This is a genomic window from Streptomyces murinus, from assembly GCF_002154555.1.
Lineage (GTDB): Bacteria > Actinomycetota > Actinomycetes > Streptomycetales > Streptomycetaceae > Streptomyces > Streptomyces murinus.
Genome location: NZ_MUNF01000414.1, coordinates 1 through 10,905, shown reverse-complemented (window position 1 = coordinate 10,905; position 10,905 = coordinate 1). Strand labels below are relative to the sequence as shown.

General features: G+C 71.9%; 10 protein-coding genes. 4 read left to right on the top strand and 6 right to left on the bottom strand.

Going from position 1 to position 10,905, the window contains the following annotated elements:
- The first annotated feature begins 103 nt into the window (after positions 1-103).
- Complete coding sequence (gene prcB, locus CCN72_RS24330) at positions 104-958, top strand: proteasome subunit beta (protein WP_086809590.1); 855 nt, start codon at positions 104-106, stop codon at positions 956-958.
- A 187-nt stretch (positions 959-1,145) separates the two neighbouring features.
- On the opposite strand, the gene CCN72_RS24325 is transcribed toward prcB, so the two are convergent.
- From CCN72_RS24325 to CCN72_RS24300, 6 genes are all read right to left on the bottom strand, one after another.
- Positions 1,146-1,706, bottom strand: a complete 561-nt coding sequence (locus tag CCN72_RS24325) for a YbhB/YbcL family Raf kinase inhibitor-like protein (RefSeq protein WP_086809581.1) — start codon at positions 1,704-1,706, stop codon at positions 1,146-1,148.
- Positions 1,703-2,287: a cysteine hydrolase family protein gene (locus CCN72_RS24320; protein ID WP_086809579.1), complete on the bottom strand. Its 585-nt coding sequence runs from the start codon at positions 2,285-2,287 to the stop codon at positions 1,703-1,705. Before CCN72_RS24320 ends, CCN72_RS24325 begins: the two co-directional genes overlap by 4 nt.
- Before the next feature lie 76 nt (positions 2,288-2,363).
- Entirely contained in the window at positions 2,364-4,118 is a 1,755-nt protein-coding gene (locus CCN72_RS24315) for an MFS transporter (RefSeq protein WP_086809577.1), read from the bottom strand.
- Between the two features lie 37 nt (positions 4,119-4,155).
- Entirely contained in the window at positions 4,156-4,596 is a 441-nt protein-coding gene (locus tag CCN72_RS24310) for a MarR family winged helix-turn-helix transcriptional regulator (RefSeq protein WP_086809574.1), read from the bottom strand.
- A gap of 63 nt (positions 4,597-4,659) precedes the next feature.
- The gene (locus tag CCN72_RS24305; protein ID WP_086809588.1) at positions 4,660-5,358 is read right to left on the bottom strand and encodes a phosphatase PAP2 family protein; all 699 of its coding nucleotides are present in this window, start codon (positions 5,356-5,358) and stop codon (positions 4,660-4,662) included.
- Between the two features lie 118 nt (positions 5,359-5,476).
- Positions 5,477-6,136, bottom strand: coding sequence for a DedA family protein (locus CCN72_RS24300; RefSeq protein WP_086809572.1), 660 nt, complete (start codon positions 6,134-6,136; stop codon positions 5,477-5,479).
- Positions 6,137-6,367: 231 nt separating this feature from the next.
- On the opposite strand from CCN72_RS24300, the gene efeU reads away from it, so the two are divergent.
- The 3 genes from efeU to nicT all read left to right on the top strand — a co-directional run.
- The gene (efeU, locus tag CCN72_RS24295; protein ID WP_086809570.1) at positions 6,368-8,488 is read left to right on the top strand and encodes an iron uptake transporter permease EfeU; all 2,121 of its coding nucleotides are present in this window, start codon (positions 6,368-6,370) and stop codon (positions 8,486-8,488) included.
- A 38-nt stretch (positions 8,489-8,526) separates the two neighbouring features.
- The gene (gene efeB, locus CCN72_RS24290) at positions 8,527-9,798 is read left to right on the top strand and encodes an iron uptake transporter deferrochelatase/peroxidase subunit (RefSeq protein WP_086809586.1); all 1,272 of its coding nucleotides are present in this window, start codon (positions 8,527-8,529) and stop codon (positions 9,796-9,798) included.
- Between the two features lie 186 nt (positions 9,799-9,984).
- A partial coding sequence (gene nicT / locus CCN72_RS24285; protein ID WP_208638080.1) for a Nickel transporter NicT occupies positions 9,985-10,905 on the top strand: 921 nt, incomplete at its 3' end.

Here is a 10,905-nt window from a genome sequence, read left to right as displayed (position 1 = left end):
AAGCCGACGGTTGTACCACACGGCGGGGCGCGGGGAAGGGTTTCCGGTTCGGCCGCGTCAGGTAGGAGACGGGTGATACCGCGTGTCTATGGAGGGGAAGCAGATGACGGGGAACGACATCGCCGGGCTGATGGACGAGGCGTTCTTCACGCCGGGCAGCTCCTCCTTCGCCGAGTTCCTGGCCGCGCACGGCCCCCGGCTGCTGCCCACCGCGTCCCCGCTGCCGCCCGGCACGAGCGCGGCCCCGGGCAGCTTCCCGCACGGCACCACGGTGCTCGCGCTCACCTACGGCGAGGGTGTGCTGCTCGCCGGGGACCGCCGGGCCACCATGGGCAACCTGATCGCCCAGCGGGACCTGGAGAAGGTCCACCCGGCCGACGACCACACGGCCGTCGCCTTCGCCGGCACCGTCGGACTCGCCCTCGACATGGTGCGGCTCTACCAGGTCGAGCTGGCCCACTTCGAGAAGATCGAGGGCATTCCGATGACGCTGGGCGCGAAGGCGACCCGCCTCGCGACCATGATCCGGCAGAACCTCGCGCAGGCCATGCAGGGCCTCGCCGTCGTCCCCCTGCTCGCCGGGTACGATCTCGGCGCGCCCACGGGCGAGGGCGGCCGCATCTTCGCCTACGACGCGGCGGGCGGTCTGTACGAGAAGCGGGAGTTCCACGCCGAGGGCTCCGGTTCGCCGTACGCCCGGGGCGCGCTCAAGAAGCTCTACCGGCCCGGTCTGACCCGCCGCGAGGCCGCCCTCGCCGCGCTGCACGCGCTGTACGACGCGGCCGACGACGACTCGGCCACCGGCGGGCCCGACCTCAACCGCCGTATCTTCCCGATCCTCTCGTTCATCACCGAGGACGGCTACGAGCGGCTGCCGGAGGCCGAGACGGAGGAACTGAGCCGCGAGATGGTGTCCCAGCGCGACGGCCGCCCGGACGGCCCGCACGTCGCGCCCTGAACCCTGGCGGGCGTCCTGTGAACTGTCGGGACGTCATGCGAACGGCAACGAACACCGCTCGCACACTGCCGGGCTCCGACAGCGAAATCCGGGCTGGTCAGGGCCTGGATCGCCGTTCGGCGAACGAGGCGCGGGACCAGGGGGAGCGGCTCTTCGCCGCGGCGTCCCGACGTCGTGACGGGCCGGATCAGCGCTCGTAGACGCCGGTCAGCCGACCGCGGGCGAGGACCGGCGCGCTGACGGCGGGCAGGAAGGCGCGGGGGCGGGTCCGCTCCGGCGCCGGGAGGTCCACGGGGGCGGCCAGGGCGAAGAGCTGGAAGGTGTAGCGGTGGGGGCCGTGGCCCTTGATCGGGGCCGGACCGTGGTAGCCGCGGCCGATGGTGGAGCGCAACAGCCGTACGCCGGGTGCCGGTTGCCGGGCCCCGAGGGCACCGGGGTCGAGGTGTTCGGCCGCCGGGTCGATCAGGGCGAGGCAGTGCACGGCGGGTCGGGTCATCGGCACGTCGATGTCCTCGACCACCAGCAGGAGTCGGGCGGTGCCGCTCGGGGGCGCCGTCCAGGACAGGTGGGGGGAGAGGTCGGCGCCGCCGATGGTCTTCGCGCAACTCTCCAGCGGCATGGGGTCACCGTCGCCGAAGTCCCGGCTGGTGAGGATCAGCGGCTCGGGACCCTGGAGGTTGGGCATGTTCCACGCCGTATGGGTCTCGCCCGCCCTGCGGTTCCTCAGGAGTCGGCCCAGCAGGCTCATCGCGTCGCCTCCAGCATGGTGACGACCTCGGTGGCGGTGGCGGTCTCGCCGAGCTTGGGGAAGACGCGTTCGACGCTGTGGCGGTGGGCCTCGGCGTCCGGGTCGGCCATGGCGTCGGTGGCCAGGACCACGTGGTAGCCGTGGTCGGCGGCCGAGCGCGCCGTCGACTCCACGCCCGAGCTGGTCGCGATGCCGGTGAGGACGACCTGGGTGACACCCAGGTCGCGCAGCAGGGTGTCGAGCCCGGTGTCGTGGAACGCGCTGCGCCGCCGCTTGGTGATCAGGTGATCGCCCGGCCGGACGCCCAGTTCGTCCACGAACTCGGCCCAGTCGGAAGGCCGTTCGGCCCCACCCCCGGACCGGCCGGTCTCCCGGGACCGTACGGTATCCGTACGACCCGGCGCGCGTCCGGTGACGTTGACGAGGACCACCGGCAGGCCGTGCCGCCGGAACTCGTCCGCCAGATGCGCCGATCGCTCGACGGCGTCGGTCACCCGGGCGTCGGCGTGGGCGGAGACGATGCCCTTCTGGAGATCGATCACGACGACTGCGCACGCCGGGTCGATCGTGGTCAGTGCCATGGTGGTTGCTTCTCCTGTGGAGGTCCGTGGTGCGGGGCCGGGCCATGAGGCGAGGGCGCCCGGGCCGGGTGGTGTCTCAGGCGCTGGTGCGCCGGTCCGGACGCGTGGTGGCGCCGTCGGCTCCGCGTGGTTCCGGCACCCGAGCGGGGGTGTTGGCGCCGCGCAGCAGGGAGGCGATCGCGGCGAGGAAGGCGAGGGTGGCGCCGAAGGCGAACACGATCACCAGGCCGGAGTGGAAGGGCCCGGAGATCAGGTTCGGGAAGAACTCCCGCCCGGTCAGGGCCTGTTGCTGCGCCGGGGTCAGCCGGGCCAGGGCGCCGCTGGGCTCCAGCAGATGCCGGATCGGATTGACGCCCAGCTGGGCGGCGAACAGCGAGGACACCGGGGGCAGATCGCCGACTTGGGCGGCGACCTGGGCGGGCACGCCCTGCTGGTGCAGGCCCGCGGTGAGGGTGTGCGGCAGGCGGCTCGCCAGACCGGCGATCATCAGCGAGAAGAACACACCGATCGAGACGGCGGTGCCGGAGTTCTGGAAGGTGGCGCGCATACCCGAGGCGACACCCCGCAGTTCGGCGGGCACACTGCCCATGATCGCGGAGGAGTTGGGGGAGGCGAACATGCCGCTGGCGATCCCGTTGACCGCGATCAGCACCGCGAACACCCCGTAGCCGAAGTCGATCGGCAGCAGCATCAGGCCGAGGAAGCTGGCGCCGAACAGCACCGCGCCCCCGGTGGCCAGGCCCCGGGAGCCGAGCCGGTCGGACAGATACCCGGACACCGGTCCCGCCGCGAGGAAGCCCGCGGTCAGCGGCAGCATGAAGATGCCCGCCCACAGGGGCGTGTCGCCGTAGTCGTAGCCGTGCAGCGGCAGCCAGATGCCCTGAAGCCAGATGATCAGCACGAACTGCATCCCGCCGCGCCCGATCGAGATGGCCAGGCCCGCCAGGTTGCCGAAGGTGAAGGCCCGGCGGCGGAACAGGCTCAGCTGGATCATCGGCGCGGCGGTGCGGTTCTCGATCACGACGAACGCGGCCAGCAGCGCGAGACCGCCGGCTATCAGCACGTCGACGAAGGGGTTCGTCCAGCCCATGGTGTGCCCGCCGTAGGGCTGGAGGCCGAAGGTGACCGCGATCAGGACCGCGCTGAGGCCCACCGCGAAGGTGATGTTGCCCCACCAGTCGATCCGGCCGCCGCCGCGCCTGCCCGTCTCGCGCAGGGTGCGGTAGGCCCACAGCGTGAAGAACACGCCGACGGGCACGTTCACCCAGAACACCGCCCGCCAGTCCCACGCCGACAGCAGACCCCCGGCGACCAGGCCGATGAACATCCCGGCCAGCGCCGCGACCTGGTTGATGCCCAGGGCGAAACCGCGCTGCTCCTTGGGGAAGGCGTCGGTCAGGATCGCCGCCGAGTTCGCGGTCAGCATCGAACCGCCCACGGCCTGCACCACCCGCCAGGCGATCAGCCACATCGCCCCGTGGCCGCCGTCGAAGGGATCGAAGGACAGCAGGACCGAGGCGAAGGTGAACACCGCGAAGCCGGAGTTGTAGATCCGGACCCGCCCGTACATGTCCCCGAGTCGGCCCACCGTGACCACCAGGACGGCCTGGACCAGCCGGTACCCCATGATCATCCACAGCAGATAGGCGATATTGCCCGGGGACAGCGGATCCAGGTGCACCCCGCGGAAGATCGCCGGCAGGGCGATCAGCACGATGGAGCCGTCCAGCGCGGACATGAAGACAGCGGCGGTCGTGTTCGTCAGCGCCGTCCACTTGTACCGGTCACCGGGTGAGCGGCGCGGGGCGGGCGCCTGGGGGGAATCCGTCATCGGCCTGCTTCCTCGAAGGTTCGTCGGCGCGGCAGTGTCAGATGCTTTGGGCCAGCCGCTGGAGCAGCGGGGCGGTGGCCGCGAGCCGCTCCAGCTCCGCGGGCGTGAACGCGCCGCCGGTCAGGGCCGCCGCGATGAGCTCGGCTCGCGCGTTGCGCTTGTCCCGCAGCGCCTGCCGCCCGGCGTCGGTCACCGACAGCACCACGCGCCTGCCGTCGTCCGGATCGCGGTGGCGCTCGACCAGCCCCCGGGCCTGGAGCGCGCCGAGCGTCGCCCCCATGGACTGCGCGGTGATCTGCGCGTCCCGGGCCAGCGCCGATGAGGTGGTGGGGCCCGTGCGGTCCAGCTGCGCCAGCGCGCCGCGCTCCGGGAGCGTCAGTCCGCCCTCGACCGGCACCTGGCGCACCCGGCGCACCAGCACGCCGATGCTCGCGAGCAGGGCCGAGGCGACCGCCTCGGGGTCCAGATCATCACTCATATGCTAAGGCTAACTTATAAAGCTGCCTTAGCATCTCTCCGGGGCTCTCTTTCCGAAACCGGACTACGGAGCCCTTCCGGAACCGGGCTCCGGAGCACCGGGCCTGACGTCAGCGCCGGGCCTGATGTCGGCGGGCAGCCACCGGGCCGCCGCCGTGAGGAACAGAGCGAGCCAGCCCGCCGCGAACAGCCAGCCGCCCAGTACATCGGTGAACCAGTGCACCCCGAGGAAGATCCGGGTCAGCCCGACCTCGGCGCCCCAGCAGGCGACCAGGAGGGTCAGCGCGCCCCGGCCGTGCGGGGCGCGCAGCCACAGCGCCGTGATCAGCAGCCCGGCCGTCAGGGCCGAGGTGGTGGTGTGCCCGGAGGGGTACGACCAGCCGGAGGCCGGCGCCTCCCAGTCCCCGTACGGGGGCCGGACCCGGCCGACCAGGTCCATCACGCCGTACCGCACCGCCTGCCCGAGGCCCAGACAGAGCAGGCCCGTCAGGGCGGCGGCGCGGCGCTGCCGGGCCGTACGGCCCGCGATCAGTCCGGCCGCGATCACCAGGGCGTACGGCACCGCGCCCGTGCCCGTGCCGGTCAGTCCGCGCGCCGCGGCGACCGCCACCGGGGGCCGGTGCCCGCGGGACCAGGCGAGCAGGGCGCGGTCCGGAGGGAGCGGGGCGCCGTGCCGGGAGGCCACGATCAGGGTCAGGGCCGCGAACGCGGCCCAGGCACAGACACCGAGACCGGCGACGGCCGCGGTCCTTCGGGGGCTCACGAGGCGGGCAGCGGCCACGCCCGGGACGCCCCCGCTGTCCGAAGCCCCGGCTTGCGCGGTGTCCGAAGCACCGGCCCGCGCGCCGCCAGAAGTACCGGCCCGCGCGGCGCCGGGCCCGTCACGGCGTCTCCTTCGCCGCCCTGCGTGAGCGCAGCACCTCCGCCGCGAGCGGGATCAGTGAGACCAGGACGATCAGCGCGATCACCGGCAGCAGGTACTTGTCGACATTCGGGATCGAGGACCCCAGTGCGTACCCGCCGAGCGTGAGGCCGAGGCTCCAGACCAGGCCGCCGATCACCTGCCACAGGGCGAAGGTGCGGGCCGGTACGCCGAGCGCGCCCGCCATCGGGTTGAGCACCGTACGCACCACCGGCACGAAGCGGGCCAGCACGATCGCCTTCGCGTGGCCGTACCGCTCCAGCAGCTCCTCCGCGCGCTGCGCGCCCTCGCGCAGTTTCGCCGAGCGGGTGCGGGCCAGCAGCGCGCCGCCCGCCTTGCGGCCGATCAGGAACCCGCACTGGGAGCCCGCCAGGGCGCCGAGCGCAGCAGCGACCAGCAGCGGGCCGAGCGAGAGGTGCAGCCCGCGGTCGGCCGCGCCCGTGCACAGCAGACCCGCCGTGAACAGCAGCGAGTCCCCGGGCAGGAAGAATCCGATCAGCAGGCCGGTCTCCGCGAAGAGCACCACGCCGACGCCGAAGACGCCGAAGGCGGCCAGCAGCGAGTGGGCGTCGAGCACATTGACCGCGAGCTGCGCTGCCAGATGTGGGGGAGTGGCCACGGCCGCACACCCTTTCCTTCGACTTGCTTCGACAACATGTGACTACACATTTGTAGACGTTCGCCGGGCGACCGGCGGACATGGACAGGGGATCCTTCCCGGACTTTGCCCGGGGATTGCCGGATCGTGACCGGTTGCCTACGAAGGTGTGGTCATCATGGTCGCGAAGGTAAGGCATGCCTTCGCTTATTTCGCATGCCTTCGCTTGGTTTTCCGGGAGGGCCGCAGGGCATGTGGGACGACGCGTTTCCGAGTTTCCTGATCGGATTGAGGGAGGGACTCGAAGCCGGACTCATCGTCTCCATCCTGGTCGCCACCCTGGTGCGCGCCGAGGCCCGCTCACGGCTGCCGCAGGTGTGGACCGGTGTGCTGGCGGCGATCGCCGTCGCGATGAGCTTCGGCGCGGTCCTCACCTTCACCGCCGCGTCCATGCCGCAGACCGCCCAGGAGGCCTTCGGCGGCGTCCTCAGCGTGATCGCCGTCGCGTTCGTCACCGCCATGGTGTTCTGGATGCGCCGCTCGGCCCGCAACCTCTCCAGCGAGCTGAAGCAGAAGGTCACCGGTGCCCTCGCCATGGGCTCCGGCATGCTGATCCTCACCTCCTTCCTGGCCGTCGGCCGCGAGGGCCTGGAGACCGCCCTGTTCCTGTGGACCACCGCCCAGGCGGCCGGTGAGTCCGCGGGCCCGCTGACCGGCGCCGCCATCGGCCTGGTCCTCGCGGCGGGGCTGTGCTGGGGCCTGTACCGCAGGGTCCTGAAGATCAACCTGACGAAGTTCTTCACCGCGACCGGCGTCGTCCTGATCGTCATCGCCGCGGGCGTCCTCGGCTACGGCCTGCGTGACCTCCAGGAGGGCGGCGTGCTGCCCGGCAAGACGGCCTACGCCGTCGACCTGGCCGGCAGCGTCGACGCCGGCTCCTGGTACAGCACCCTGATCCAGGGCGTCTTCAACCTGATGCCCACCATGACCTGGCTCCAGGTGGTCGCCTACGTCGCCTACCTCGCCGTGGTGATGACCCTGTTCGTGCGCGGCGTACGCGGCACCGCGCCCAAGGCCGAGCCCGCGCCCGCGCCCGTGCCCGTGCCCGCGCCCGAGCTCAAGTCCAAGCCCGAATCGGCCACCCGGAGCTCGGCCGAGGCATCCGCCGACGGATCCGGCGAGGGATCCGCCGCGCCGAAGCCCGCCTCCGCCCGGCGCCGCCCGGTCTGGGTGGTCCCGGCCGCCGTGGTCGCCGTACCCGCCGTCGTCGCCGGACTCTTCGTCGCCCTCGGCCGCCCCAAGCCCGCCGGTGACCAGACCGTCGCCGTCTCCGAGACCGACTGCGGCAAGGGCTTCACCGCGCCCGAGCCCGGCCGGCAGACCTTCCAGATGCACAACACCGGCCACCAGGCCTCCGAGGTCTACCTGGTCGACCCGTCCACCGACGCGGTCTACGGCGAGATCGAGGGCCTCGCCCCCGGCACCACCCGCGACCTCGTCGCCACCGTCGCCGGCGGCACCTACGCCTGGCGCTGCGTCCCCGCCGGCGGCAAGGCCGTCACCTCCAAGGCGGTCACCGTCACCGGCGGCGGCGCGGCAAAGCCGGTCGCCCCGGTCTCCGAGCAGGACCTCGCCGCGCCCCTGAAGGCGTACAAGGCGTACGTCGGCAAGGGCCTGGACACCCTGGCCGGGCAGACCCGCACCCTCCAGCACGACATCGAGGGCGGCCACCTCGATGAGGCCCGCACCGACTGGCTCACCGCCCACCGCACCTACGCCTCGCTCGGCGCCGCCTACGGCACCTTCGAGGACTTCGACAAGAAGATCGACGGCCGCGCCGACGGTCTGCCCGGCGGCGAGCGGGACAAGGACTTCAGCGGCTTCCTGCGCCTGGAGTACGGCCTGTGGCACGGTGGGTCGGCCAAGGAGCTGACCGGGCCCGCGCGGCAGCTCAGCACGGACGTGGCCGGGCTGGGCAAGGCCTTCCCGAGCCAGGACTTCGACCCCGGCGACCTGCCGCTGCGCGCCCACGAGATCCTGGAGAACACCCTCCAGTTCGAGCTGACCGGCGACACCGACGAGGGCAGCGGCACCAACCTCGCCACCGCCGACGCCAACCTCGCCGGCACCCGCGAACTGCTCACCGTCCTCAAGCCGCTGCTCACCGACCGCGCCCCCAAGGTGCTGCCGACCGTCGACACCGACATCGACCGGGTGCAGAAGCTGCTGGCCGCGCAGCACGACGGCGACCACTGGACCCCCGTCGAGAAGCTCTCCGACACCGACCGCCGGCGCCTCGACGGAGCCACCGGCCAGCTCCTGGAGGACCTCGCGCCGATCCCGGACCTGCTGGAGATCCGGAAGTCCGCCTGATGACCACCGCGCACCCGCACCCCGAAGGGAACCCGCCCATGTCCACCGCCGACACGCCGTCCTGCCCCGTCGGCCCCGCCCGCCGCTCCTTCGTGCGCGGCGCGCTGGGCGCCGGTGCCGCCGGAGCGGTCCTGGCCGGCGGTGGTTTCGCGCTCGCCGAGAGCGGTGGCACGGCCCAGGCCCGGCCGAGCGGTCCGGACGGCCGTACGAAGGTGCCCTTCCACGGCGCCCACCAGGCCGGGATCATCACCCCGCAGCCGGCCGCCGCCGCGTTCGTCTCCTTCGACGTCATAGCCGACGACCGGCGCGGCCTCACCGACCTGCTGAAGACCATCACCGAGCGGGCCCGCTTCCTCACCTCCGGCGGCACCCCCGCCGACCTGGGCGTCGGCGCGCCGCCCGCCGACAACGGCATCCTCGGCCCCGAGGTCCCCGCGGACGGCCTCACCCTCACCCTCGGCGTCGGCGCCTCCCTCTTCGACGACCGCTACGGCCTCGCCAAGGCCAGGCCCGCCCGGCTCGTCCCCATGCGGACCTTCCCGAACGACAATCCGAACCCGGCCGAGTGCCACGGCGACCTCTCCCTCCAGATCTGCGCGCAGAGCAGGGACACCGTGCTGCACGCCCTGCGCGACATCGCCCGGCACACCCGCGGCGCGATGCAGGTCAAGTGGCGCATCGACGGCTTCCAGAACGCCCCCCGGCCCACCGGCGCCCAGCGCAACCTGCTCGGCTTCAAGGACGGCATCGCCAACCCGGACGTCAACTCCGCCCGCGAGACGAACAAGCTGATCTGGGTCGGCGACGGACAGGGCGAGCCCGCCTGGGCCACCGGCGGCAGCTACCAGGTGATCCGGATCATCCGGATGCTGGTCGAGTTCTGGGACCGGGTCTCGCTCACCGAGCAGGAGAAGATGTTCGGCCGCCGCAAGGACACCGGCGCCCCGCTGGACGGCGCCAAGGAGACCGACGCGCCCAACTACGCCAAGGACCCGCACGGCAACGCGATCCCGATGGACGCCCACATCCGGCTCGCCAACCCGCGCACCGCGACGTCGGACAGCTCCCGCATCCTGCGCCGCGGCTACAACTACGACCGGGGCGCGGACAATGTCGGCAACCTCGACATGGGCCTCGTCTTCTGCTGCTACCAGCAGGACGTCAAGCGGCAGTTCGAGGCCGTGCAGACCCGGCTGATCGACGAGCCCCTGGTGGACTACATCTCCCCGACCGGCGGCGGCTACTTCTTCGCCCTGCCGGGCGTCCGGGACACCGAGGACTGGCTGGGCCGGGGCATGTTCTCCGCCTGACCGGGCACCGGCCCCTCTTTGCCGCTCCCCACCCCTGGAGAGCGGCCTTTTCCTGTTCATGGTCTTTTCCTGACCATGGGAAAGGCCTGCCGTCGCCTTTACTGCACATCAGTTGCAAGTACGGGAAGATGGCACAAGGCTGTGGTGTGCAGCCGTACCCGTACGACGTTAGGAACGACCCTCCCGATGACGGCCGCCCCTGGTTCCGCTCCGTCCCTCCCCGCACCGGCCGGCGCCAAGCCGTCGGCCTGGCAACGCGTCCGCCGCTCCATGACGCGCCAGGAGTGGATCAGGGTCGGCTCGATGGCCGCCTTCGTGCTGGCCCTGCACATCATCGGCTGGGGCACCCTGGTCGGCGTCATCGCGCCCCAGCACTTCAGCGTGGGCACCGAGTCGTTCGGCATCGGCATCGGCGTGACCGCCTACACCCTGGGCATGCGGCACGCCTTCGACGCCGACCACATCGCGGCCATCGACAACACCACCCGCAAGCTGATGGGCTCGGGGCAGCGCCCGCTGTCGGTCGGCTTCTGGTTCTCCCTCGGCCACTCCACCATCGTCTTCGGCCTCGCCCTGCTGCTCTCCCTGGGCATGAAGACCCTGGCAGGACCGGTCGAGAACGACAACTCGCATCTGCACGAGGTCACCGGCCTCATCGGTACGACCGTCTCCGGCGCCTTCCTCTACCTGATCGCCGTGATCAACCTCGTCATCCTGGCCGGCATCTGGAAGGTCTTCCGCAAGATGCGCACCGGCCACTTCGACGAGGCCGCCCTGGAGGCCCAGCTGAACAACCGGGGCTTCATGAACCGCCTGCTCGGCCGGGTCACCAACTCGATCACCAAGCCCTGGCAGATGTACCCGCTGGGCGTGCTGTTCGGGCTCGGCTTCGACACCGCGACCGAGATCGCCCTGCTGGTCCTCGCCGGTTCCGGCGCCGCCTCCGGACTGCCCTGGTACGCGATCCTCACCCTGCCGGTGCTGTTCGCGGCCGGGATGTCGCTGCTGGACACCATCGACGGCTCGTTCATGAACTTCGCCTACGGCTGGGCGTTCTCCAAGCCGGTCCGCAAGGTCTACTACAACCTCACCATCACCGGCCTGTCC

What these genes read in the sequence shown, in the direction of transcription:
- prcB (WP_086809590.1), top strand. Translation starts at nt 104, where the DNA reads ATGACGGGGAACGACATCGCCGGGCTGATGGACGAGGCGTTCTTCACG.
- CCN72_RS24320 (WP_086809579.1), bottom strand. Translation starts at nt 2,287, where the DNA reads ATGGCACTGACCACGATCGACCCGGCGTGCGCAGTCGTCGTGATCGAT.
- CCN72_RS24310 (WP_086809574.1), bottom strand. Translation starts at nt 4,596, where the DNA reads ATGAGTGATGATCTGGACCCCGAGGCGGTCGCCTCGGCCCTGCTCGCG.
- efeB (WP_086809586.1), top strand. Translation starts at nt 8,527, where the DNA reads ATGTCCACCGCCGACACGCCGTCCTGCCCCGTCGGCCCCGCCCGCCGC.
- CCN72_RS24325 (WP_086809581.1), bottom strand. Translation starts at nt 1,706, where the DNA reads ATGAGCCTGCTGGGCCGACTCCTGAGGAACCGCAGGGCGGGCGAGACC.
- CCN72_RS24315 (WP_086809577.1), bottom strand. Translation starts at nt 4,118, where the DNA reads ATGACGGATTCCCCCCAGGCGCCCGCCCCGCGCCGCTCACCCGGTGAC.
- efeU (WP_086809570.1), top strand. Translation starts at nt 6,368, where the DNA reads ATGTGGGACGACGCGTTTCCGAGTTTCCTGATCGGATTGAGGGAGGGA.